We start from the raw sequence: 25,791 nt of genomic DNA, 5'->3' as shown, positions 1-25,791 counted from the left end.
AGCGTCTTTCATAATAGACCCCCTCTTGTTAAAATAGAAGAAGTTGGATAATGGCATTTTCCTGAGCTGTTATCCTTTTTCTTTGTGAAGGAATGAATGAAAAAGATAAGGTAGGTGCTTTTGTGAGTAAAAAAAATAATCAATCTTCATCCATCAAGTTTGCAGTTATATTAACCATCATTGCAGCTCTTCTCATCGGTATTTTCGTTGTGATCGGTAACAACAACAGCCAAGAAGCACAAACAGTCGACAGTAAGCCGTCTATTAAAGGACAGCCTGTCATGGGAGATCAAAAGGCAAAAGTGCAAGTTGTTGAGTTTGGGGACTACAAATGTCCATCATGTAAATCATTTGAGACAGACATTTTCCCAAAATTGAAAGCAGACTACATAGATAATGGCGATGTATCCTTCTCATTTATTAACTTACCACTGCCTGTTCATGGGGACGGTGCGGTATTAGCAGCACTGGCTTCTGAAGAAGTGTGGAAAGAAGATCCGAAAAACTTCTGGGCCTTTCATGAAGCGGTCTACAACGCACAACCAGATAGTGAAGCAGAATGGGTAACGCCAGCAAAGCTCACCGAATTGGCGAAGAAGACAACGAAAATTGATACGGACAAGCTGAAAGATAACCTATCAAAGAAAACATATCAGCCACAGCTGAACACAGATGATCAGCTGGTGAATCAATACAAAGTAAATGCAACACCAACTATTTTCATTAACAATAAACAAGTCCAAAACTTTTATGACTATGATGAAATCAAAGAATTAATTGATCAAGAGCTGAAAGGGAAAAAATCATGAAAAATAAACTGATTTACTTATACAGCGCTTGGATCGTCTCAATTGTGGCGACGATGAGCAGCCTGTATTTAAGCGAAGTAAAGAAGTTTATTCCATGTGATATGTGCTGGTTTCAGCGCATTTTCATGTATCCGCTTGTGCTTTTACTTGGAATTGCTACATTCCGTGGCGATGTCAAAGTGAAGTACTACGTTCTCCCTTTGGCCGGGATTGGTGCTTGCTTTTCCATCTATCATTATATGGAACAAAAGATTCCAGGCTTTGCATCGATTCGTCCTTGTCTAAGCGGTATTCCTTGTTCCGTTGATTATCTGAACTGGTTTGGTTTTATCACCATTCCACTCTTAGCTCTCATTGCATTTATTCTGATCATCATTAGTATGCTGCTTTTAAATGCAAAAGAAGATTGAGGAGATAGCCTGCTTTTAAGCAGGCTATCAGCGTGTAGACAAACCCTCGCATTCTTTGTCAGTCCTGCGTGCTGGTGCTCACGAATGTCAAATTCGCTCCGCGCCAGTACTCGTCCTTCCTAGACTGCAAAGGTTTTCTATCACGCTGAAAAGAAGACAAAGGGATAAAATCAAGTTCATTTTAGCCCTTTGTCAACAATCTGAGCCTGCTTTTAAGCAGGCTATTTTTTATTTTTGCAAAAAGATAAAATTTAAAGAAAATTTGTATTGCTTTTCATTTGTGTCAGATATACATTAGGGGGAGAGTGTTAGATGATCAGACAATGGTAAGGAGATAAGCGGAAAATGGCATGGGAAGTGTTAAGTATTATTGGCATTGTGGCATTCGCCATTAGTGGTGCGATTGTCGCAATGGAAGAAGAGTACGATATTCTTGGTGTGTACATTTTAGGGATTGTCACAGCATTTGGTGGGGGAGCGATTCGGAATCTATTAATTGGTCTTCCGGTGTCTGCTTTATGGTCGCAGGGCAAAATGTTTACCATTGCCCTTGTATCCATTACGATCGTGTTCCTATTTCCAAAGCTTTTGCTCAAGCACTGGAGCACGTGGGGGAATTTCTCGGATGCGATCGGTTTAGCAGCCTTTGCGATTCAAGGCGCATTATTTGCTGTACAAAGAGAGCTCCCGCTCAGTGCGGTCATTGTGGCAGCCATTTTGACTGGAAGTGGCGGCGGCATTGTGCGTGATTTATTAGCAGGACGAAAGCCACTTGTGCTAAAAGCAGAGATTTACGCAGTATGGGCAGCCCTTGGCGGCTTACTCGTCGGACTCGGCTTAGCGCAAGGAGAGCTTGCTTTATATCTGCTGTTTGTCATCCTCGTCATATGCAGGGTTTGTTCCTACTTATTCAAATGGCGGCTTCCCGCTAGGTCTTATTTTTTAAATAAAGGGTAAAACGAAAAGAGGGCGATGTCGCTCTTTTTTTTATGTGTTATTCGAGCTTGATGTCAGCAGGTCAAGCTGTTTTCGTGTAAAATAAAAGTAGATTCTTTATTCATCATTGGAACAATACACGAGATGAAAATATTGTCATTTGACTGAATATGTAGATTCAGTCTTTTTTTGCCTAGATGGATTGTTATGTGTTGGTTTCGCTTTTTGCGGGATACTAAAGAAACGCTCATGACCGAACGGATGGATCTGAAAGAAATGAACACATCTTTGCATGTAAGCAAAACATGACGGAAAAAATGAAATGGGAGGGACATGTACTAGTGGAGATTTTTTTGGCAGTGCTCGTACTACTAGCACTCATTGCATCATCTAATATTATCAATCGTTTTCTGCCCTTTATTCCAGTTCCATTAATCCAAGTGGGTTTAGGGATATTGGTCGCAGCTTTTCCTTCAGGTTTACATATTTCTTTAAATCCTGAGCTATTCTTCGTTTTATTTATTGCACCGCTGTTATTTAATGATGGGAAGCGTACCCCAAGGGACGAGCTGTGGAAATTAAGAGCGCCCATTCTTCTATTAGCTTTAGGGCTCGTATTTGCGACAGTCATTGTCGCAGGATATACCATCCATTGGATGATTCCAAGCATACCACTTCCAGCTGCATTTGCGCTTGCAGCGATTTTATCACCGACAGATGTGGTTGCTGTAAGTGCACTTTCCAGCCGTGTGAATATGCCAAAGGGGATCATGAGACTGCTGGAAGGCGAAGGGCTGATGAACGATGCGTCAGGACTTGTTGCCTTTAAATTTGCTATTGCAGCAACGGTTACAGGGGCATTTTCCATTGCAGAGGCATCCTTTAGCTTTGTTCTTATTGCTGCTGGCGGATTATTGACTGGATTTATTCTGTCGTTTTTTATCATTCGTTTTCGCTACTTTCTCCGCCGTTTAGGCATGGACGATGTCACAATGCACATCATCCTGCAAATCCTCACGCCGTTTGTGATTTATTTAGCAGCGGAAGAAATTGGCGTATCCGGCATTTTAGCCGTTGTTGCCGGTGGTGTGACACATGCCATCGAGCAAGACCGAATGGAAGCGAATTTAGCAAAACTGCAAATTGCTTCTTCAAACACGTGGAATATTATTTTATTTATTTTAAATGGCCTTGTTTTCGTTTTACTTGGGTTACAAATTCCTGATGTATCGACCGTCATTTTCCAAGATGAAGCCTTTAATAATATGCAGGTCATCAGTTACATTTTAATCATTACATTCTGTCTGATGATTCTCAGATTCCTATGGGTATGGCTGTTCTGGGCAGGAAACTGGAGTGTATCGAAAAAGAAGAACGCGAAAAAACCGAAGCTGCGTGCTTCCATGCTGATGACATTCTCTGGTGTTCGTGGTGCTGTTACATTAGCAGGTGCTTTCTCCATCCCATTTACGCTTGCAGACGGATCACCATTTCCTGAGCGTCATTTAATTATTTTCCTCGCAGCAGGCGTCATTTTATGTACACTCATTTTAGCGAGTGTGCTGCTGCCTATTTTATCGGAGAAAAAAGATAAGCAAGTGGATGTGGACTTAGATACAAAGATTCAGCACGCGAAACGGAAGCTGCTGAGAAGTGCCATTAAAACTCTAAAAGAAGGAATGAATGAAGACAATCGAGAAGTCTCCCTTGCACTCATCAATGATTACCGAATGAAGCTGAGAAATATTCAGCGGGAACCGTACCAGTTTGGTATGAGAAAACAAGAGAGAAAAATCAGACTGCACGGCATTAAAGCAGAACAGATGAAACTTCAGCAGTTGATCGAGGAAGAGAAAATCGACAAAGAAGAAGCGTATGAGCTGCAAGAGAGATTTCATGAGTTGGAAATGCTCTATTCCAACTCCTTTAAAATTCGTTTCTCAAAAGTGAAGTTTCTGCGCTTACTACAATGGCTTCAACTATGGCGTCCGAATCAGCGTATTTCAAGCGGCATATTAGAAAACGAGGAATCGTATAAACAAATCCGTAAGAAAACGGCTGAAGCTGCGGTGGATTCTATTAAGCACCATATGACCGAAGACAATCAACAAACGTGTCATCAAGTCATTGGGTTTTACAATCAAGTGATATTCCGCTGTGAACATGGTCCTTCTTTCTTTCAGCAAAAGGATCGTACGTTTGACCGGAAGAAGAAAGAGCTTAACTTCCAAGCCGTACAGACGATTCGTAATGAAATCCAAACCTTATATGAAAATGGCGAAATCAATCGTGATATTGCCCATCATTTAAGGGAGTATATCAACGACATGGAAGCAGTCTTACTGACCAATACATGATGTTGTCATCTTCTCCCCTATGTTTTATGATGAAAAAAAGAGACGAGCAGGGGGAGAGGCAGGATGACATATTACGGAGCGATTGAAGCTGGGGGAACAAAGTTCTGCTGTGCCATTGGTAATGAGCATGGGGATATCATAGAGGAATTAACCATTCCAACAGAGCACCCGGAAAAAACCATCCAATCACTTATTCCATTTTTTCAGCAACATGAAATTGCAGCATTAGGGGTCGGTTCCTTTGGACCGATTTGTGTCCAGAAAGACGATCCTTCTTACGGTTACATCATGAATACGCCGAAAGTTGAATGGAAGCATTACCCGTTGATACCTGAGCTGGAGAAACAATTAGGCGTACCGGTGTCCTTTACGACAGATGTCAATGCCGCAGCATTAGGTGAACTGACAAAAGGGGCCGCCAAAGGGCTAAGCAGCTGTCTGTATATCACGGTCGGTACGGGGATTGGTGCCGGGGCTGTTGTGAAAAATGAACTTCTCCACGGTCACTCACATCCAGAAATGGGGCACATCCTGGTCAGGCAGCATGAATCAGATCAGTTTGCAGGTGTCTGCCCAGCGCATGGTACTTGCTTAGAAGGACTGGCGGCAGGTCCAGCTATTGAGGCAAGGTGGGGAAAGCCGGCTAAAGAGCTTACCGAAGAAGAAGAAGTTTGGTCTCTTGAAGCAGATTATTTAGCACAGGCATTAATGCAATACACGCTGATATTAAGCCCAGAACGCATTATAATGGGTGGAGGCGTCATGAAGCAAAAACAGCTATTTCCGCTCATTCGAGAGAAGCTGGCTGCGTATGTCAATGATTATGTCGACATGCCGCCGCTTGATACATACATTGTCTCTCCTGGACTTGAGGACAAGGCAGGTATGACAGGTGCTTTGCTGCTAGCGATTGAAGCGAAGAGAAACGCCTGATAATAGAGTTTTCAAACGCAACATGAGATAATGAAAAAGATGGAATCTATGAAAAGGTGGTTGTTAACATGGTCAAAAGCTTGAATGATACCGTAACACTAAATAACGGAGTAGAAATGCCATGGTTTGGTTTAGGTGTATTCAAAGTGGAGGACGGCAACCAAGTGGTTGATGCCGTCAAAGCAGCCATACGAAACGGTTATCGCAGCATTGATACGGCTGCCGTTTATAAAAACGAGACAGGCGTAGGGAAAGCCATTAAAGAATCTGGCGTAAAAAGAGAAGAATTGTTCATTACGTCAAAAGTATGGAACACAGATCAAGGATATGACAAAGCACTCGCTGCATGCGACGCAAGCTTAAACCGGCTCGGTCTTGATTACTTAGACCTCTATTTGATTCATTGGCCTGGACCAAATGCAGATACATTTAAAGAGACATGGCGTGCGCTTGAGAAGCTTTATAAAGATGGAAAAGTAAGAGCGATTGGTGTCAGCAACTTCTACGTGCAGCATTTAGAAGAGCTGTTAAAAGATGCGGAGGTTGTTCCAGCGGTGAACCAAGTGGAGTTTCATCCAAAACTGACACTTGTCGAATTACGACAATATGCGAAAGAAAAAGGCATTCAAATTGAAGCATGGTCTCCGCTGATGCAAGGAAAGCTTTTGGATCATGACGTATTAAAGGAAATTGCAGCACAATACAACAAATCTGTGGCTCAAGTGATCTTGCGTTGGGATCTGCAAAGCGGCGTTGTCACCATTCCAAAATCAATCAATGAAGATCGCATTAAACAAAATGCCGACATTTTTGACTTCGAGCTTTCACAAGAAGACATGGAAAAAATCAATGCACTTAATAATAACGAACGTGTCGGGTCTAATCCAGAAACGATGACGGTTGGGTTTGAATAAATAAAATTATCCCCTCAGCGTGTAGACAAACCCTCGCATATTTTGTCAGTGCGTGCTGTTGCTCACGAATGTCAAATTCGCTCCGCGTCAGTACTCGTCATGCCTAGACTGCAAAGGTTTTCTATCACGCTGAAAAGAAGACAAAGGGCTAAAATGAACTTAATTTTAGCCCTTTGTCAACAATCTGAATCCCTTTCTCTTTTTGAGAAGGGGATTTTTTAATTCCTGCTTCTGCGCACAGCCAACAGCATGAGGAAAGACAGGATCACAATACAAATGGTCCAAGCCCACGCAAGTTCCATTCGTCCAGAATCAATCGCCACATAGATGGCTGTTGGGAGGGTTTGCGTTTTCCCAGGAATGTTGCCAGCGAACATTAAAGTCGCTCCAAATTCTCCTAACGCCCTTGCGAAACTTAAAACTGCACCAGAGAGAAGAGATGGCAGTGCGAGTGGGACGGTAATATAGGCAAAAACCTGAAAAGAATGCGCACCATCAACTTTTGCAGCACCTTCAATGTCTGACTCAATCGTAGAAAATCCAGCTTTCGCTGATTGATACATGAGCGGGAATGCGACAACTGTCGATGCAATGACTGCTGCCCAATAAGTGAAGATGACAGGCTGATGGAAGATCCATTCAATCGCTTGTCCAATCACACTGTTCTTCCCGAACGCAACGAGCAGCAGAAATCCTACGACCGTTGGCGGAAGGACAAGCGGCATCATGAGGAGCGTTTCCACGATCATTTTTCCTTTGAAAGATGTACGGGCCATCCAAAAACCAATGGACGTTCCTAAAACGACAGCCAATAATCCGCTGAAAGCAGCCACTTGTACGGACAGCCAGATAGGTGAAAGAAAATCTTCGGTCAGCATCGGCATTATTTCACTTGAAAGCCGTACTTTTTAAAAATCGCTGCGGCTGGATCTGATTGGAGATATTGAAAAAAAGCTTTCGCCTCTTTCATGTGATCGGTCTGTTTGACAATGCCAACAGGATAAATGATGGGGGAATGCATGTCTTGATTTGCCTCATCTACTATCTTTACTTTGCGAGAAACGAGCGCGTCCGTCTTATACACGACACCAGCTTCCACATTTCCTGTTTCGACATAGTTTAATACTTGACGAACATCCTTGCCATAGACAGCGTTCTGTTTCACCTGGTCCCATATATTCAGTTTTGTGAAAATCTCTTTTGCATATGTACCAGCAGGAACAGATTCAGGTGTACCAAGCGCTATCTTTCCTTTTATGTGATCAACATCGCGAAAGGTTTTGATAGAAGAGGAACCTTCTTTTGGCACGATGAGGACAAGCTCATTTTGTATGGCATCTTTTGTATGGTCCTGATCGATGTCGCCAGATTGAACAAGATCATCAAAAGGCTCTACAGCTGCTGAGAAGAAGAGATCCGCTTTTGCTCCTTGAGCGATTTGCTGCTTCAATGCGCCGGATGACCCGAAATTATTCGTGAGTGTCACGTTTGGATGAGCATCTTCATAGGCAGATTCAATCTCTTTCAAAGCATCCTGCAGGCTTGCCGCCGCTGAAATCACAAGTTCTGTCTTTTTGCTTTGATCTGGTGACGTCGACTCCGTTTGACACCCAGTCAGGAGCAAACAGATGGCGACGAAGGTTAAGAATAAATATTTCATGATCACACCTCTTTATCATTCAACATCATGTGTATCCTTTATTATAATCAAACTTATTTGACCATTCATAGGCTTTCAGGAAAAGAGAAAAGAAAAAGCCGCCAGAGGGCAGCTTTTAATGCTGATAAAAACGTAGTAAGTTCCCGTTGATCACTTTATCTGATAGAGACAGCTCTTTATTGGTTTTTTCTATATAGGGCTGGCATACTTCATCTTCTTCAACAGGTTGTTTTGTTTTTTGATCATAGCACGTGTTCTTTGTATAAAGATAATCATCCGTAATAAAGTTTCCATTTCTCAGCACAGCGAACGGTGTACGCTCATTGGAGAAAAGGTCATTTCCAAATTGAATAGAATCTTTTGATTCAATGCCGAGTAAATGAAGAAGTGTCGGTTTGACATCCATTTGACCGGCTGTTTCAGAAATGGTTTGAGGGGCCTCGTCTGTCACCCCAGGAATGTAAATCAAAAAAGGGACCCGCTGCAGTTTAACCGCATCAAACGGTGTGATTTCATCCTGCTTCAGCAGCTCTGCCATTGCCTCATGATGTGCTTCTGAAATGCCATAGTGGTCTCCCATTAAGACAAACATTGTATTTTCATATAGTCCTTCTTCTTTCATTCGTTCAAAGAACCTTTTGATGGCTTCATCTTGATAGCGAACGGTGGTCACATAGCGGTTTAAAATGGTGCTAGTCGAATCGTATTCATCAATGAACTGATCCTTTGGATCAATTTCAAATGGGAAGTGATTGGTTAAGGTAATAAATGTGCTGTAATAAGGCGTCTTCAGCTTTTTTAAATAATCGATGGATTGATCAAAAAAGTCGATATCTTTTAAGCCCCAGCCAGTCGAATTCTGTTCATTGACATCAAATGAATCGACATCATAAAAGCGGTCAATCCCAAGAGATTCATACATCACATCACGATTCCAGAACGTTTTATTATTCGCATGAAATTGGACGGATTGATAATTCTCTTTTTTCAATTGCTTGTACAGTGTGTCATATTCGTTGTCACTCGCTGTGAAAAAGACAGCGCCACTGCTAGATGGATAGAGGGAGTTTGCGACGATAAACTCTGAGTCCGACGTTTTGCCTTGCTCTGTCTGCTGATAAAATTCATCAAAATAGAAGCTTTTTTTGGCAAGTTGATTTAAAAATGGTGTGATATATTGTCCATTCACCTTTTGATTCATGACAAATTGCTGCGTTGATTCAAGTGAAATGAACACGACATTTTTGCCTTTAGCAAGTCCAAAGTAGTCTTCATTCGGTGCACTGTAATCAGCTTTTGTGTAGTTTGCCACTGTTGAAAGTGTATCTTCGTCAGCAAAGGCTTTTTGACCAATACGTGCTGTTTGAGCGGCACCGTCATACAAATGGAATTGAAACAGCCCAAGGTTGCGTACAATGACTTCTCGATCATACGAGCTTGTCAAAAATCGAGGGTGGTCCATCAAAGCTGAGCTGACATGGAACAATAGCAAGCTGCAGCAAACCACATAGTATGTTTTGATCGTCTTAAAAGACGCTTTTGGTGATAGCGGTTTCCGTTTTAAGAGCCATGCCAGCACTACAAAATCAATCAGCATGAGTATAAATAGCGGATGAAACAATTCAGTCATACTGCTGCCCATATCTCCCATGTTCTTTGCTTGAAATAAGACAGGAATGGTAATGAAATCAATATAAAAACCGTAAAAGATCGTATTCGATATCAAAATGGCTGTCAAAATAAAATTTGTGGTCAATAAAAAGACCTTTTGTTTCGTTTCATTTAAGAAAAGAGCAATCCCAAACAAAGGGAGCAAAAAGCTAAGTGGATTAATCAAAAGCAGCCACTCGTGAAACAGATTGGCCGTTCGTATATGAAATCCGAATTGATAAATGATGTATGTTTTCATCCACATAAAGAGGATGGAGTACACTAAAAACCAGTGATTTTTGAAAAACGCTTTCATTTATGTAACTCCTCACCATTCTGTATTCAGCTGCAAGGCAAAAACACTTATCTTAAAACTACTAAAAAAATGAGGAATGATCAATTCATATCCTGCTTTTTTGCAAAACTCTTTTTTCTTTTTCTAAAACGGCAATGGGATGGATATTCCGCAAATGACAGCCATGTAATAGCAGGTGACAATGGTCAGAGCAGCTAGTACGACTTGTTCTCCTGTGCTGCCTGTTTTGACATAAAAGGGGAGGCGTACTTTCATGGTTGCAGGGAACAAAAGTTTAATACCGTTCACTGTGCCTGCATCAAGGATGAGGTGGCTTGCCATCCCAACTAGTAACCCGGTACTGAGGCTGTCATTTGGAATGTATGTTGTCGCAATAAAATAAATGATCAGCAGAAATAATAAACTATGTGTAAAGGTGCGGTGACCGAATACACTACTGATCAGTGTGGAAAGGAGCGGGAATTTCCTGCCGATTTTGCTTTTCGTATGACATAGATCTGGGATGAGGGCACCTACTGATCCAGCAGCAGCCATCGTCACTGGTTCGAATCCGTAATAATAGGCGACGGCTGTGGAGGCGGCAATTCCGCCCATAATATGTGTTTTTCCTGTCATGATGCGTACTCCTGTTCTGTTTTTTGTTCAAGTACTCACTATATCAAGGGTGAATCCATTCAGCAAGGCTTATTTCTAAAGAAAATGGGATAAAATAGTTGGCTGTTTGGAAAAACATTCTATAATAAGAAGGAAGTCATGTTGACACTAACGATAAGGATGCGATTCGGATGAGTAATGCAGACATTTTAAAAGAAATTGTTCTTGTACATTATGAAGTCAGCCGTAAATTAAACCGCAAGTTACTTGAGTTAGAAAAAGACATCACGCCTCCACAGATATATGCTCTTTCTATATTGATACAAGGAAAAGTATCACATGCTGAAGAGCTCAAACAAAGACTCTCTCTCAACCCAGGTGCCGCTTCCATAGCTCTCAATAAATTATGTGAGCAAGGCTACATTCAGAGAGAACGGGACAAGGACGATCATTCCCTTGTCCGGCTAGAAGCCACGGAAAAAGGGCTGGCTATTTACGAAAAGCATACACGTCTTTTTGGAAAGGTGATTCAGCATATGATGTCAGACTTCACAGAGGAAGACTTAAAGACCTTTCTAACGTATTTGCAAAAAATGAGACAGACCTTTCACGATGAATGAACCGCTCCTCTTTGTATAATGCTGAGCGCTGTAGCACAAATTAAACAGGCAAAGGCATTTTATGAAAAGGGGGGAAATAGCGATGTCATTTTTCCAAAAGGATAAAAAGGCGAAAAGCGAGAAAGACCATCAGCAGGTTGATCAGCTGTTAGAAGAAGCAAGTAAAGAACTAGCAGGCGATCCGCTTCAGGAAGCTGTCCAAAAGAAGAAAAACAACCATCAATAAGCTGACAAAAAGGCGGAGAATCATTTCTCTGCCTTTTTTCTATGTTTTTCCCTTTGACAGATATGAGAATGTTTGATAACCTTCGTGTAGTAAAAATGAATAGAAATCCTCACGCTATGTCTCAGTGAGGTAGAGGTTGCGCGGATGATGAGTCACTCATGGGAGAGATGGAATCGTTGATCATGAGAAAAAAGGCATCAGCGCCGAAGTGTAGAGAGAGCTCCAACTTTCTTTATGCTGGGTCTGCATTGAACAAATGCAGGACTGCCACGTCTTTGAAGCGTGGAGGGCTATCCGGAGATCAAGGTGTATGTTTTGAAAAGCATGGACTTTTGTTCAGGCTTTTTTTTATGTTCTGATTGCCTAAGAAAAGGGTATGCTGGTAAGAAAGTGACCCAACATGAACATAAAGAATGCAAGTCATTGCTTCACAAATATATCAATGAAGATACTGCCGGGTCTGGTCCAAAGTGAATATAACGGAGGTACGAAAATGGAACAGACAAAAAAATGGGGTTTTTGGTTATTGACGGCTTTTGTCGTCGGAAATATGGTGGGTTCAGGCATCTTTATGCTGCCTAGTACACTTGCCCAGCATGCAAGTCCTTTAGGTGTGACGATGGCATGGCTTGTCACAGGTGGCGGCGTACTGATGATTGCCTTTGTGTTTGGACATTTGTCCATTCATAAACCGCAGCTGACAGCTGGACCACAAAGCTATGCAAGAGCGCTTTTTAAAGATCCGAAAAAAGGAAAAGCAGCCGGTTTTACAATGGTTTGGGGATATTGGGTGGCAAGCTGGATTAGTAATGTCGCCATTATCACAAGCCTAGCTGGTTATTTAACAACCTTTTTCCCAATTTTAACCGTGAAAACGGAGATCTTTACTTTTGGAAAAGAAGCGATCACACTTGGTCAGCTCACTACGTTTATCGTATGTACAATCCTTCTATGGGGGACTCATACGATTTTAATTACAAGCTTAAGCGCAGCAAGTAAGCTGAACTTTATTACGACCTTTTCAAAGGTGCTTGGATTCGTCCTTTTTATTGTCGCAGGCTTATTTGCATTCCAAACAGCATTATTTGAACATTATTACTTCCCTGTTGAAGCAGCAAGTGGTGAAGGAGTGCTCGGACTTGGAGGCCAAATTCATCATGCGGCCATATCCACACTATGGGCATTTATCGGCATCGAATCTGCTGTCATTTTATCAGGAAGAGCCTCTTCGCAACGTGATGTCAAACGTGCGACGATTACAGGACTTTTAATTGCACTGTCTATTTATATGATTATTACCTTGATTACAATGGGCGTTCTGCCGCATGATCAATTGCAAGGTTCTGATAAACCATTCGTAGACGTGCTTCAGCTCATTATCGGACCGGCTGGCGGCATTGTCATGGCACTTCTTGCGATCATTTGTTTATTTGGTTCGATGCTTGGCTGGATTTTGCTTGGTTCTGAAGTCCCTTATCAAGCAGCAAAAGCTGGCGATTTCCCAGCAGTGTTTGCAAAAACAAACAAAAAAGGCAGTCCTGTTTTTGCTTTGACTGTCACAAATATCATGTCACAGCTGTTTATTTTCTCAGTCATGTCACGTACGATTAATGAAGCCTTTACTTTCTTAACAACATCAGCGACACTTGCGTATCTCATTCCGTATATCGTGTCGTCGATCTACAGCTTTAAGGTCATCATGCAAGGTGACACATATGAGCTCCAAAAAGGAAACCGGACAAGAGACGGGATCATTGCGCTTGTGGCCATGGGGTATTCCGCTTGGGTCATTATTTCAGGCACAGCTGATTTAAAAACATTTGGTCTTGGTATTGGATTGTTCTTAGTTGGCATTTTACTCTACCCATTCATGTCCAAAAAATTTGCCAAAGGTACAGTTTAAAAAATACGTTTCTCCAGCATTGGAGAAACGTATTTTTTTATGAGGCAGATGTTAATCGATCCACAATAAATTCGAGCTGACCTTCTAGTGACACAGGGTCATTAAAGAAGTAACCGACTGTATCTGTTTCAAATACGCGTTTGTTTTGGACAGCAGGAAGTGATGCCCAGATGCTGCTTTTATATACTTGATCGCCATTACTTTTTGAACCGCTCCATGGGCTTGTGAAAATATAATCACCTGCAAATTCTGGAAGCTTTTCAAGAGAAATGTTTGCATAACCGACACCACTGTCGATGGCTTCTTTTTGGACGGCCTTCGGAGCTTTTAATTGCAGCTCGTCATAAATGATTTCACCACCGCGTGCAAAAGTGTTACCGAAAATGTAAATGCCCTTATCGAATGGTGATACGATCGAAACGGTTTTGTTTCCTACAGCTTTTGTTACTTTTGGTTTCACTTCAGCAATTTTGGCATCCCATTTTGTGATCCAATCCGTTGCTTTTTTTGATGTGCCTGTCATTTTACCAAATTCTTTTAGCTGGTCTTTAAACGAATATTGATTGTATTGAATGGCAACTGTAGGTGCAATTTTTTTGTATTGATCAAATTTCTCATCTTCTCCCCAAGCAATGATCATATCCGGCTTCAAAGAGGCTACTTTCTCAACAGAGGGAGATTTTCCAATATTTTTCACTCCATCTGTTTTTCCTTTATAGAAAGGGTTTTTAAAGATGGGCGCAGTGGCAGCAATTGGGGTTTTGCCGAGTGTGACGAGATCCCCGTAATAGCTTTCCGCCAGAAGCACAATACGTTGTGGGTTTTGAGGCAGTTTCACTTCACCCTTTACATCTTGATAGGTGATCGTGTCATTTTTTTTGGCTCCCGATTCTTTATTGGAAGTGCTGCCGCAAGCAGCAGTAAAAATCATAAGGGTCATGAAGGAAATCAAAAGAAGTCCAGTTCGTTTTTTCACTAAAGTTCGCTCCTATTCAATTGTTTATGATAATGATTCTCATTCGCGATTATATCTTAACATGATAGAAGAAAAAATGCATCGGCTATTTTATGACCAAAATGAAAATGGTGAAATTCTCCCGGTTTTTTGATGAAAATAAAGAAATTTATTAGAACAAGGATTTCAAAACGTGAAGAAAGTGATATACTAGACTCCGAGATTGATAATCATTATCACTAATAACGAATAGATATGAACGGAAAGGAAGAGACTGGTTTTGGGCTCACAATCGAATAAACAGCTGTCAGCTAAAGATGATGCGATAGATATTGTGACAAAGCCTTTTGGTACAGCAGCTGTTGTCATCATAGGAATCATTGCTTTAGCATTCGGTCTTTTTTTATCAGTATCGCTAGGAGCGGCAAACATTCATTTACACACGGTATGGGAAGCCGTCTTTCATTTTGATTCACAACAAACCTCACATCAAATCATTAGGGAACTAAGGCTGCCGCGTACAGTTGGTGCCGCACTTGTCGGTGCCTTTTTAGCAGTATCGGGTGCCATCATGCAAGGCATGACAAGAAATGCGCTTGCGTCTCCTGAAATCATGGGTGTGACAAATGGCTCTGCATTTGCGATTGCCATTGCGTTTGCTTTTTTCCCAGGCCAATCTTCTTTTACATTAATTCTTTGGTCATTTTTGGGTGCAGCACTTGGCGCCTCTATTGTATTTGGGGTTGGAACCCTTTCAAAAGGGGGACTTACTCCTGTGAAGCTCGCATTAGCCGGTACGGCTGTTGGCGCACTTTTAAGCTCAATTTCCTCAGCGATTGCCATTCGATTTGACGTCGCGCAAGATATGAGTTTTTGGTACGCAGGCGGTGTGGCTGGTGTGAATTGGAGCAATATTAAGATCATCATTCCAGTTGCGGCTGTAGGACTGATCATCGCAATGATTCTTGCCCGCTCCATCACGGTTTTAAGCTTAGGTGATGAATTAGCAAAAGGGCTTGGACAATATACACGAACAGTCAAGGTACTTGGCATATTGGTCGTGATCCTTTTAACAGGTGCAGCCGTGTCAGTTGCAGGTTCTATTGGCTTTATCGGGCTTGTGATTCCTCATGTTACGCGTTTCTTGGTCGGCGTTGACTATCGCTGGATTATCCCTTGCTCAGCTATTTTAGGGGCTATTTTGCTCATTTATGCAGACATTGCGGCAAGGCTTGTCAATGCGCCGTTTGAAACGCCAGTGGGTGCCATTACAGCCATTATAGGCGTTCCTTTCTTCTTATATTTAGCGAGACGTGAAAGGAGCGGAATTTAAATGGAAATGGTGCAGCAGGCAAAGAAAAAGAAATACAAACGAACGATGGTCATGATCTTTTTAGCGATCGTGGCTGTGTTCCTGATTAGTTTAAATACCGGAGAGATACGGATTTCTCCGATGGATACATTCAAAACATTTTTTGGACTCGGAAGTGAAATGGATGAGCTTGTATTATTCGAGTTCAGACTTCCAAGGATGGTCATCGCTTTACTTGTTGGCGCTTCTATCGCTGTATCAGGAGCCATTTGGCAAGGTGTTTCTCAAAATGGTTTAGCTGATCCCGGCATTCTAGGTGTAAATGCGGGTGCAGGCTTTGCGGTGGTTTTGTTTATCTTTGCCTTTCAGGGCTCGATGTCGAACTTAGGTGATTTTTCAATATTTGTACTGCCGCTTTTCGCTTTCGTAGGTGCCGCCTTTGCTGCATTCCTCATCTATGTGCTAGCGTGGAAAAAGGGCATTACGCCTGTTCGATTGATTTTAACTGGTATTGGGATCAATGCTGCATTTTCGGCAGCGATTGTGGTTATTCAATTAAAGATGAGCCCAAATGATTTTAACCAAGCCATTGTGTGGCTGTCAGGAAGTATTTGGGGCTCAAGTTGGACATATGTCTTATCAGTCGTGCCGTGGATGCTGATTTTTCTTGTATTAGCGATGGTGAGGGCACGCTACTTAAATATCATGAATTTGGGTGATCAGATATCTTATGGCTTAGGGATTTCAGTTCATAAAGAAAGAAGTTTTCTCATGCTGATTGCAGTTGCATTAGCCGGTGCGAGTGTCGCTGTTGCAGGGAGTATATCGTTCCTAGGGTTAGCGGCACCACACCTCGCAAGAAAGCTAGTTGGTCCGAAACATCAAGGAATGATACCGGCGTCCGCTATGATTGGTGCACTGCTGTTATTACTTGCAGATACACTTGGGCGTGTCATACTTGCTCCATCAGAGGTGCCCGTTGGACTTGTCGTTTCTGCCTTAGGCGCACCTTACTTCATTTACTTATTGATGAAAACGAACTAATGAGGAAGGAGAGTACAACAGATGAAATCACTTGAAACAGAAAAGCTTTGTATTGGCTATCATGACCGTTTGATTGTAGACGATTTAAATATCAGCATCCCAAAAGGCAAGGTGACGACATTAATTGGGCCGAATGGGTGCGGGAAGTCAACGATTTTAAAAACAATGTCTCGTATTATGAAGTCCCATCAAGGTGCTGTTTATTTAAATGGCCAGGCGATCCATCAAACACCAACAAAAGAAATTTCAAAACAAATGGCCATCTTACCGCAGACGCCTGAAGCGCCAAGTGGTCTGACCGTTTATGAGCTTGTGTCATATGGACGTTTCCCGCATCAAAATGGATTTGGTCGTTTATCAAATGAGGACAAACGAATCATCAGATGGGCACTTGAGGAGACGGGAATGATTGCGTTTCATGACCGGCCAATTGAAGCGCTCTCCGGTGGACAGCGTCAGCGGGTATGGATTGCGATGGCACTCGCTCAGGAAACAGAGCTGCTTTTATTAGACGAACCAACGACGTATTTAGATCTTGCTCATCAGCTGGAGATCCTTCAGCTGTTAGAACGCTTAAACAGAGAGCAGGGCAGAACGGTGCTGATGGTGATTCATGACCTGAATCATGCTGCACGCTTTTCACATTACATGATTGCCCTCAATCAAGGGAAAGTCATTAAAGAGGGTACGCCTCATGAGGTCATGACAAAAGAGGTGCTCAGTCAGGTGTTCCACATCGATGCAGAAATTGTGCTTGATCCGAGAACGAATAAGCCGATCTGTTTAACATATGACTTAATGAATCATGAAAGAAAGCTTGAAGCTGTGAACGGATAATAGATGGACAAAAAACTCGGTATGTATGACCGAGTTTTTTTGCATCTTCTGGTATTACCTTGTTATGCCATTTTCTCCAGTTGATCTTTTTTCGCTTTTATGCAGAAAAGAGGTACTTTTTTACTTTGGACAATGGTAATATACGGTTAGAGATCATAGCTAGAAAGGAAAGAGATGCGTGGAAACAGCAAAAATATTGATTGCAGATGACGAAGAAGCAATTGTAAAAATGGTTGAACGCGTATTAAAAAAAGAAGGGTTTCAACATATTTATAAAGCCTATCATGCAGATGAAGCATTAGATATTGTCAAAAACGAGGACATCCACCTCTTACTTCTAGATGTGATGATGCCCGGTAAGTCAGGCTTTGATGTTCTGCCTGACATCAGGAAAATGACGAAGGCACCGATTTTCTATTTAACAGCAAGAACGTCTGATGTAGACAAATTGACTGGATTTGCACAAGGTGCAGACGATTACATCACAAAGCCATTTAATCCGTTAGAGCTAGTAGCTAGAATTAAGGCGCACTTAAACCGAACTTATGTCTCCTTACAGGAGGAGCAGGAAGAAGCGCACAGTCAATATGAATATGCTCATTTCTCGTACCATCCTCATGCAGCCGAGTTGAAAGTAAGGGGAAAGGTGACGGCTTGCTCAGCTCAGCTTTTGTCCTTGCTGAAGTATTTTTGTGACCATCCGAATGTGGTACTTTCAAAAGATCAAATCTATGAGAAAGTATGGGGTGTTCCGTCATATGGTGACAACAACACCGTCATGGTTCATATCCGAAAGCTGAGAGAAAAAATAGAGTTAGATCCAAGCCAGCCTGAATATATTGTGACGATCCGTGGTATGGGCTATAAGTTCATTCCGCAACCTGTGAAGGTTCTTCAATAGTTTATGAATTTACGAACAAAACTTTTCTTTCACTTTGTCGGACAAATGTTTATTGTCATCGTCATTCTAACGATCGGGCAAACATTCTCTGAAAATCTTTATTTTCAAAAGCGCTATGAGAATATGACTGAAACTGGTTTAACGAAGGCAGATGGAGATACACTCATGAGCTGGCTTTATTTTAACGAGGATGGAAAAATGGAAGCCGATGATCAGCTCAAACAAGCAGTGGAAAAACGTGATGGCTGGCTACAAGTGATTGATTCCAAAAAACGCAACGTCTATAGCTATCAACTCCCTAAAAACATTCCAACATCCTATCAAAAGGATGAAATGATCAAGATCTTTGAAAAAAGACAATTTAAAGATTACAAGATGTACTTCTGGCCAATTGAGATTGATCAAGAAAGCTTTATCGTCTTATATGGATTTAAAACGAACAGCACAAAGGTAGCCAATTATCTCAAGCAGCATGAAAAAAACCTGGCTGCATTGTCTCAATATTCGGTTGAAACAAAAGAATTTTTGAAAAGAATGAATGGATCGGTGCATCTGTTTAATGAAGAAGGAAAATACTTAAAAGGTATCCGAGCCAAAAATAATTTGAAAAATAACGTAACGGATGTTGAACTGCTCAAGTATCAATCAAAGCCTTGGGAGTTTAGAAGTGACCTGTCGTATATCAAAGTGAATAAGGATTTGTATATGATTGTTTCGGTGCCAAACAAAGTATACAGTCCAGACGAGCTTTATGATAAAGAGACAGAGGCTTTAAACCAATATACAACGCTTTTGATTGCAGGTCTTGCGCTTACGATTATTATCGTTATGACATTATGGTACTCGTATCGCTATGGGCTACCGATCTATCACATTATTCGCTGGCTGATTTTCTTATCGAGAAATAAATTGCAGGAGCCAACCAATAGAAAAGGTATTCCAGTAAGTAAAAATAAAAAAGGCCGTATTAAGCGGGAGTACCGGCTGTTTGAGGATATCCTCAAAACAATGGATCAGCTCACCAATACGTTAAAAGAGAATGAAGCAAACCGAAGAAAAATTCAAACCACAAGGGAAGAATGGATCGCAGGGCTGTCTCATGATCTAAAAACGCCTCTTAGCACGATTTACGGCTATGGATTAATGCTAGAATCAGATCAATACCAATGGTCCAAGGAAGAAGTCATGGAAATGGGACAAGTCATTCGTGAGAAATCAGAATACATGTCGACCTTGATTGAGGATTTAAACCTCACGTATCGATTGAAAAATGGTGCATTGCCTATTAATCGAAAACCTGTTGAACTTGGTGAATTTTTAGCCTCCATTATGGACGAGTTTTCAAGAAGCACGCTTTCAGAAGATTATTTATCATCCTTTGAAGATCAAACAGAGGGTGTCATGTTTGAGATCGATAAAGCCTGGTTTAGACGAGTCATTGAGAACCTGCTGGCGAACGCAGTGAAGCATAACCAGAAAGGTACTCTTATTCAAGCTGTTCTATCTGAAACAAATGATGAAGTTCGGATCGAAATGAAAGATAACGGACGCGGCATGGCGCAAGAAACGGTGGATCATTTATTTAATCGTTACTATAGAGGGACAAATACGAATGATCCAACAAATGGAACAGGACTAGGACTGGCGATTGCAAAAGAGCTTGTCTTACTGCACGATGGCGATATTCAAGTAGAAAGTGAATTAGGTCAAGGAACAACTATTGCGATTATCCTAAAGAAAACACCATCTGTAAAATAGCCAAAAAACGATTTTCTTTTCTAAAGGAAATCGTTTTTTCTTGTTTTAGGATTGAAATCAATTTTGTAAACGATTACAATAAAATTGTTAACGTGAACAAATTGATTTTCATCATTATAAGAGATGGGGGAGTTTGATGAAAGCCTTTTTAGATGAGCAGTTTTTATTAAACAGTCAAACGGCGGAAAAGCTATACCATGAATTTGCAAAGAACCTTCCGATTATCGATTACCATTGTCATTTAAGTCCAAAAGAAATCTATGAAAATAAAACGTTCCAAAATATAACCGAAGCATGGCTTTACGGAGATCATTACAAATGGCGCGCCATGAGAGCAAATGGGATACCTGAAACACATATCACAGGAGATGCCTCAGATGATGAGAAATTTTTAGCTTGGGCGAAAACCGTTCCGATGACGATTGGAAATCCTCTCTATCACTGGACCCATCTAGAGCTAAGACGATATTTTGATGTTGAAGAACTTTTGAATGAAGAAAGCGCAGACATCATCTGGAAAAAAGTAAATGAAAAGTTGCAAGGAGATGGATTTGGTGCGAGAGATTTCATTGTGAAATCAAATGTTGAAACGGTTGTGACGACAGACGATCCGGTTGATTCGTTGATTTATCACCAACAACTGCGGGAAGAAGGCTTTTCTGTGCAAGTACTGCCAGGGTTTCGGCCAGATAAGGCATTAGATATCACAAATGACTTGTTTATCGAGTATGTTCATCAGCTGGCGGAGGTTTCATCTATCAAGATCGAATCCTATCAAGACTTCATAAAAGCACTTCATATGCGAATCGATTTCTTTCATGAACAGGGCTGTTTGATTTCAGATCATGCCATCAATGAAATGACTTACGAAGACACGACGGAAGAAGAAGCTACGATCATTTTTCATAAAAGAATGTCTGGACATCCATTGACGGAAAAGGAGAAGGTTCAATTTAAAACGCACACATTCATTGAACTAGGTCAGGCATATGCTCAGCGGGGATGGGCGATGCAGCTTCATATCAATGCGCTCAGAAACAACAATTCAAAAATGTTTGAGCGGCTTGGACCAGATACCGGATATGATGCAATGAATGATGAAGACATTGCAAAACCTCTTTGCCGCGTATTAGATCGGTTAGAACAAGCATATGCATTGCCAAAAACCATCCTCTATTCCTTGAATCCAAGGGACAATGTGGTGATTTCAACGATCGCTGGAAGTTTTCAAGATGGAAAGACTCCTGGGAAAATGCAGCATGGAACAGCCTGGTGGTTTAATGATACAAAGCAGGGAATGACAGAGCAGATGATGGCACTTTCCAGTATCGGACTGATCAGCCGATTTATTGGGATGTTGACAGATTCACGAAGCTTCCTGTCTTACACAAGACATGAATATTTCCGTAGACTGTTATGTGACATCATTGGAGATTGGGTGGAAAAAGGTGAAGTGCCTAATGATCTCAATTTGCTAGGGGGAATGGTAAAAGGAATCAGCTATGAAAATGCAAAGCAGTATTTTCAATTTGAACGGGCAAATGAGCTTTCGCATAAAAGCAAGATGATATGAACAAAAAGCAAGAATATGAAAGCGTTTTTATGATAAGATGATAAAAAATCATAAAAGGCGGAATAGCATGACAGTCACAATCAAAGATATAGCAAAATTGGCAAACGTTTCTCATACCACAGTATCAAGGGCTTTGAATAACAGTCCTTTTATTAAAGAGAAAACAAAACAAAACATCTTGTCGATTGCAAAACAGCTGAATTACTCACCGAATGTCCATGCCAGAGGCCTTGTCTCGCAAAAATCATTTACAATTGGTCTGTTTTTTACGAGTTTAACAGAAGGCACATCCTCAAGTTTCTTTGTTGATGCATTAAAAGGCGTCAACAGTGTAATAACAGAAAACTATCATTTGGTTGTAAGAGGAATTGACGATTTTCACGATTACACAACCATTCATAAACAGCGGTATGATGGTATTTTGCTCATGAGCCAAAGCGAGCATGATGAAGCGTTTATCCATCATGTGAAAAAGCAGGGCATTCCCATTATTGTACTGAATCGCCGTGTAGAAAGTAATCAAGTGATGAATATATTAGCGGATGATGGTGAAGGGGCATACCAAGCTGCACACTATTTCATTCAGCAGGGGCATAAACAAATTGCCATTATTGAAGGGAAAGAAGGGTTTAAATCCACACAGGAAAGAAAAGCTGGTTTTCTGCAAGCACTCATTGACCATCATGTACCCATGAAGAAGGAATACATGATCACAGGCGACTATCATATGAAGAGCGGCTATGAATCAATGGAAGCCTTACTCACTCTTGATGATCCGCCAACTGCCCTTTTTTGCTCAAACGATGACATGGCGATTGGTGCGATGAATGCATTGTTTGCAAAAGGTAAAAGGTGTCCTGATGATCTCTCTATTATCGGATTTGATGATATTTCATTTTCATCTTATACAACGCCTGCCCTCACAACAGTCAAAAAGCCAATTGAAAAAATGTGTGCGCTTGGAGCAGAAGCGATCCTTTCAGTCATCAACGGTGAAAAGCAAGAAGACGATCATCTGGAAAAAGTGTATGTCCACACAGAGCTGATGATTAGAGATTCAGTCAAAAAGATGCAGTAATCAGCATCTTTTAAATGAAAATGTTCACGTGTGCAAAAAATGCGGGGGAGGAAAAGCGTTTGAGACGATTATCCAAAGATGTGTACCCAGTGGCTGAATATCCTGAAACCATTCTACAAATTGGCGAAGGAAACTTTATGCGGGGATTTATGAATTGGCAGATCCAGAAGCTAAACGACTGTACAGATTTTAAAGGAAGAGCAGTGGTCGTTCCTCCTCGAAAAGGATCAGTGACCGCTCTAAATGAACAAGATGGTTTGTACACTTTATGTATTCAAGGATTTCATGACCAAAAAGAAATGAACGAACGGATCGTCATTCAATCCATCAGCAGGGGAATCAGCACATATACAGATTATGAAGCCTTTTTACATGTAGCGGAAAGTCCTAATGTGCGCTTTGTCTTTTCTAATACAACAGAGGCAGGACTTGTGTTAAGAAAAGAGGACCGATTAGAAGATCGGCCGCAAGTAAGTTTTCCAGGAAAGCTGACAGCCTTCTTGTATCACCGCTTCAAAGCTTTTTCTGGAGATGAGAAAAAGGGCTTGATCATTTTACCTTGTGAATTGATTGAACAAAACGGTGATCGATTAAGAGAATATGTGATCACAATGGCAGCTGAGTGGAATCTTCCGCCTGATTTTGTGGCTTGGGTCAAGGAAGCCAACACGTTCTGTAATACGTTAGTTGATCGGATTGTCCCAGGGTTTTCTCAGAAAGCAGCGGAGACTGTTCAAAAAGAAGAGGGGTATATCGATGAATTGCTTGTCACGGCAGAATATTATCACCTGTTTGTCATTGAAGCACCTCCGTTTGTTCAAAAAGAGCTTCCTTTTCAAGAAGCAGGGTTAAACGTACTTTTTGTGGAAGATATCGCTCCCTATCGTATGAGCAAGGTTCGCATTTTAAACGGTGCGCATACAGCGATGGTGCCGATTGCATATTCATGTGGCTTGGATACTGTCAAAAAAGCGGTGGATGATGAGCATGTTGGTGTGTTCATTCGCCGCATGCTTGAGGAGGAAGTGCTGCCAGGTTTGCCACTTCCTGAAGAAGAGCTGCTGCTTTATACACAATCCGTTTGGGATCGATTCTGCAACCCTTTTGTCAAACATCAATTACTCGATATTGCCTTAAATGGTGTATCTAAATTTCGGGCACGTATTCTCCCGTCTCTTCTAGATTATATAGAGCTAAAAAAACAGTTGCCTACGAAGCTTATGTTCTCACTGAGCAGTTTGATTTATTTTTATCAAGTCCATGCAGATCAAATAAAGGATGATGAGTCTGTGATGACATTCATGAAGGAAGCATGGGAGGAAGTGGACCATTCCTATGAATTAATGGTCGATCAACTTCTTTCAAACGAAGTTTTATGGGGGATGGATTTGACGAAGATCGCAGGGCTGAAGGATGCAGTAGCCGAGCAGCTCACCTTCATACATGAAAATGGCATGAGAGCTGCTGTTCACCAAATACTTCAATATGAAAGTCAGGGGGAGAAGGCATGAGGGACTTTGTTGTGATTCATCCTTCAGATAATGTTGGTATCGCTTTAAAAGTGCTTGAGCAAGGCGAAGAGCTTCAGCACCAAGGTCATACAATCATTTTAAAAGAAACCGTTGCTAAAGGTCATAAATTTGCATTGGCTGAGATCAAAGAAAAAGAGAATATCATCAAATATGGCTACCCCATTGGTCATGCATCCACTGCGATTTCGACTGGAGAATGGGTGCATACGCACAATATCAAAACGAATCTATCAGGTAAGCTCGATTACGAATACCGCCCTTCTTTAACAGAAAACCCCTATGAAAAAACGAATCTGACATTCAAAGGGTATAAACGAAAAAATGGCGCAAGTGGTATACGAAATGAGCTTTGGATTGTCCCAACAGTTGGGTGTGTCAATGGCATTGCCGATCAAATCATTCAAATATTTACCGCTGAAATGGGGGGGAGCATCCATCCTTTTGAAACGGCGTTAGTATTAAAGCACAATTATGGATGCTCACAACTTGGGGATGATCATGAAAACACAAAAACAATACTTCAAAATGCGGTAAAGCACCCAAATGCTGGAGGGGTTCTCGTTCTAGGGCTTGGCTGTGAAAACAATGATATTGAGGATTTTAAAGCTACATTAGGGGAGTATGACCAGACGAGGGTGAAATTTTTAAGAAGCCAAGAAGTAGGGGATGAGATTGAGACAGGTGTCGCTTTACTCAAGGAAATTTATGACGCAGCGAAAGAAGATCAGCGTGAAGACATTCCGTTATCTGAGCTGAAAATTGGCTTGAAATGCGGAGGATCAGATGGGTTTTCAGGCATTACTGCAAATCCACTTTTAGGTAGACTGTCCGATTTTATTGTGGCTCAAGGCGGAACCACCGTCTTAACAGAAGTGCCGGAAATGTTCGGGGCTGAAGAGATCTTAATGGAGAGAGCGGAATCAAAAGCGACATTCGACAATATTGTGCAGATGATCAATGATTTTAAACAATACTTTATGGATCATCGACAGCCAGTATATGAAAATCCTTCCCCGGGAAATAAAGCAGGAGGAATTTCGACATTAGAAGATAAATCTCTCGGCTGCACACAAAAAGCGGGTACTTCCGTTATAAAGGATGTTTTAACATACGGGGAGCTGCTAAAACGAAAAGGATTGAATTTATTAAGTGCGCCTGGGAATGATTTGGTTGCTTCATCTGCTCTCGCAGCGTCTGGCTGTCAGCTCGTCCTCTTTACAACAGGCAGAGGCACACCGTTTGGCACATTTGTTCCAACGATGAAGGTATCGACCAATACCGCTTTATATGAAACAAAAAAACATTGGATCGACTTTAATGCGGGGGAATTGCTTGAGGATGTACCAGAAGATGTGGTGCTAGAGAAGTTCATTGCCACGGTGATTGATGTGGCGAGTGGAAAGCTGTTAAATCATGAAAAAAACAATTTTAGAGAGTTGGCTATTTTTAAAACAGGTGTGACACTTTAAGGCG

Annotated in this window: 23 protein-coding genes and 1 riboswitch; of the genes, 18 read left to right on the top strand and 5 right to left on the bottom strand. The window is 41.4% G+C overall.

Annotation, left to right across the window (positions count from 1 at the left end; genetic code table 11):
* Positions 1–122: 122 nt before the first annotated feature.
* From FBF75_RS06500 to FBF75_RS06475, 6 genes are all read left to right on the top strand, one after another.
* Entirely contained in the window at positions 123–809 is a 687-nt protein-coding gene (locus FBF75_RS06500) for a DsbA family protein (RefSeq protein WP_017359241.1), read from the top strand.
* Positions 806–1,219, top strand: coding sequence for a disulfide oxidoreductase (locus FBF75_RS06495; protein ID WP_007500241.1), 414 nt, complete (start codon positions 806–808; stop codon positions 1,217–1,219). Before FBF75_RS06500 ends, FBF75_RS06495 begins: the two co-directional genes overlap by 4 nt.
* Before the next feature lie 345 nt (positions 1,220–1,564).
* Positions 1,565–2,176, top strand: coding sequence for a trimeric intracellular cation channel family protein (locus tag FBF75_RS06490; RefSeq protein WP_007500242.1), 612 nt, complete (start codon positions 1,565–1,567; stop codon positions 2,174–2,176).
* Positions 2,177–2,496: 320 nt separating this feature from the next.
* Positions 2,497–4,512, top strand: coding sequence for a Na+/H+ antiporter (locus tag FBF75_RS06485; protein ID WP_017359242.1), 2,016 nt, complete (start codon positions 2,497–2,499; stop codon positions 4,510–4,512).
* 63 nt (positions 4,513–4,575) lie between these two features.
* Positions 4,576–5,445 carry an ROK family protein gene (locus FBF75_RS06480; protein ID WP_035389396.1) on the top strand — a complete coding sequence of 290 codons (870 nt, stop codon included), beginning with the start codon at positions 4,576–4,578 and terminating at the stop codon, positions 5,443–5,445.
* A 68-nt stretch (positions 5,446–5,513) separates the two neighbouring features.
* Complete coding sequence (locus FBF75_RS06475) at positions 5,514–6,359, top strand: aldo/keto reductase (RefSeq protein ID WP_041507765.1); 846 nt, start codon at positions 5,514–5,516, stop codon at positions 6,357–6,359.
* Between the two features lie 218 nt (positions 6,360–6,577).
* Here FBF75_RS06475 and modB read toward each other — a convergent pair whose 3' ends face one another.
* From modB to FBF75_RS06450, 4 genes are all read right to left on the bottom strand, one after another.
* A complete protein-coding gene (gene modB, locus FBF75_RS06465) occupies positions 6,578–7,243 on the bottom strand; it encodes a molybdate ABC transporter permease subunit (RefSeq protein ID WP_041507764.1) in 666 nt (221 codons plus the stop codon).
* Positions 7,243–8,019, bottom strand: coding sequence for a molybdate ABC transporter substrate-binding protein (gene modA, locus FBF75_RS06460; protein WP_116306211.1), 777 nt, complete (start codon positions 8,017–8,019; stop codon positions 7,243–7,245). The genes modB and modA overlap by 1 nt, the downstream gene beginning before the upstream one ends.
* A gap of 115 nt (positions 8,020–8,134) precedes the next feature.
* Positions 8,135–9,985 carry an LTA synthase family protein gene (locus FBF75_RS06455; protein WP_116306210.1) on the bottom strand — a complete coding sequence of 617 codons (1,851 nt, stop codon included), beginning with the start codon at positions 9,983–9,985 and terminating at the stop codon, positions 8,135–8,137.
* Between the two features lie 123 nt (positions 9,986–10,108).
* Positions 10,109–10,600, bottom strand: a complete 492-nt coding sequence (locus tag FBF75_RS06450) for a metal-dependent hydrolase (RefSeq protein ID WP_025207969.1) — start codon at positions 10,598–10,600, stop codon at positions 10,109–10,111.
* A gap of 170 nt (positions 10,601–10,770) precedes the next feature.
* Here FBF75_RS06450 and FBF75_RS06445 point away from each other — a divergent pair, with 170 nt between their 5' ends.
* From FBF75_RS06445 to FBF75_RS06430, 3 genes are all read left to right on the top strand, one after another.
* Complete coding sequence (locus FBF75_RS06445; protein WP_007500254.1) at positions 10,771–11,199, top strand: MarR family winged helix-turn-helix transcriptional regulator; 429 nt, start codon at positions 10,771–10,773, stop codon at positions 11,197–11,199.
* An 82-nt stretch (positions 11,200–11,281) separates the two neighbouring features.
* Entirely contained in the window at positions 11,282–11,425 is a 144-nt protein-coding gene (sspJ, locus tag FBF75_RS06440) for a small acid-soluble spore protein SspJ (RefSeq protein WP_008347117.1), read from the top strand.
* Positions 11,426–11,547: 122 nt separating this feature from the next.
* Positions 11,548–11,726: riboswitch (Lysine riboswitch) on the top strand.
* Between the two features lie 192 nt (positions 11,727–11,918).
* The gene (locus tag FBF75_RS06430) at positions 11,919–13,328 is read left to right on the top strand and encodes an amino acid permease (RefSeq protein WP_035701368.1); all 1,410 of its coding nucleotides are present in this window, start codon (positions 11,919–11,921) and stop codon (positions 13,326–13,328) included.
* Positions 13,329–13,365: 37 nt separating this feature from the next.
* On the opposite strand, the gene FBF75_RS06425 is transcribed toward FBF75_RS06430, so the two are convergent.
* Complete coding sequence (locus tag FBF75_RS06425; protein ID WP_041507762.1) at positions 13,366–14,304, bottom strand: iron-hydroxamate ABC transporter substrate-binding protein; 939 nt, start codon at positions 14,302–14,304, stop codon at positions 13,366–13,368.
* Between the two features lie 259 nt (positions 14,305–14,563).
* On the opposite strand from FBF75_RS06425, the gene FBF75_RS06420 reads away from it, so the two are divergent.
* The 9 genes from FBF75_RS06420 to FBF75_RS06380 all read left to right on the top strand — a co-directional run bounded on the left by FBF75_RS06420 (position 14,564) and on the right by FBF75_RS06380 (position 25,787).
* Positions 14,564–15,616, top strand: a complete 1,053-nt coding sequence (locus FBF75_RS06420; RefSeq protein WP_008347113.1) for a FecCD family ABC transporter permease — start codon at positions 14,564–14,566, stop codon at positions 15,614–15,616.
* Positions 15,617–16,639, top strand: a complete 1,023-nt coding sequence (locus tag FBF75_RS06415; protein WP_048003212.1) for a FecCD family ABC transporter permease — start codon at positions 15,617–15,619, stop codon at positions 16,637–16,639. It begins immediately after the preceding gene.
* A gap of 21 nt (positions 16,640–16,660) precedes the next feature.
* Positions 16,661–17,476 (top strand): ABC transporter ATP-binding protein, encoded by an 816-nt coding sequence (locus tag FBF75_RS06410; RefSeq protein ID WP_017359249.1) that lies wholly within the window; start codon positions 16,661–16,663, stop codon positions 17,474–17,476.
* Between the two features lie 178 nt (positions 17,477–17,654).
* Positions 17,655–18,377 carry a response regulator transcription factor gene (locus tag FBF75_RS06405; RefSeq protein ID WP_008347112.1) on the top strand — a complete coding sequence of 241 codons (723 nt, stop codon included), beginning with the start codon at positions 17,655–17,657 and terminating at the stop codon, positions 18,375–18,377.
* A gap of 3 nt (positions 18,378–18,380) precedes the next feature.
* Positions 18,381–20,135, top strand: a complete 1,755-nt coding sequence (locus FBF75_RS06400) for a HAMP domain-containing sensor histidine kinase (RefSeq protein WP_017359251.1) — start codon at positions 18,381–18,383, stop codon at positions 20,133–20,135.
* A 136-nt stretch (positions 20,136–20,271) separates the two neighbouring features.
* Positions 20,272–21,708, top strand: a complete 1,437-nt coding sequence (gene uxaC / locus FBF75_RS06395) for a glucuronate isomerase (RefSeq protein ID WP_136944548.1) — start codon at positions 20,272–20,274, stop codon at positions 21,706–21,708.
* A 67-nt stretch (positions 21,709–21,775) separates the two neighbouring features.
* Complete coding sequence (locus FBF75_RS06390; RefSeq protein ID WP_046344464.1) at positions 21,776–22,786, top strand: LacI family DNA-binding transcriptional regulator; 1,011 nt, start codon at positions 21,776–21,778, stop codon at positions 22,784–22,786.
* 59 nt (positions 22,787–22,845) lie between these two features.
* On the top strand, positions 22,846–24,297 hold the full coding sequence (locus FBF75_RS06385) for a tagaturonate reductase (protein WP_136944547.1): 1,452 nt from the start codon (positions 22,846–22,848) through the stop codon (positions 24,295–24,297).
* A complete protein-coding gene (locus FBF75_RS06380; RefSeq protein WP_017359255.1) occupies positions 24,294–25,787 on the top strand; it encodes a UxaA family hydrolase in 1,494 nt (497 codons plus the stop codon). The genes FBF75_RS06385 and FBF75_RS06380 overlap by 4 nt, the downstream gene beginning before the upstream one ends.
* Positions 25,788–25,791: the final 4 nt, after the last annotated feature.

Source organism: Bacillus sp. S2(2019) (assembly GCF_005144805.1).
In the GTDB taxonomy this organism is placed as follows: Bacteria; Bacillota; Bacilli; order Bacillales; family Bacillaceae; genus Bacillus; species Bacillus altitudinis.
Note: the sequence above shows the minus strand (reverse complement) of the source record. Positions and strands in the feature narration are given on the sequence as shown.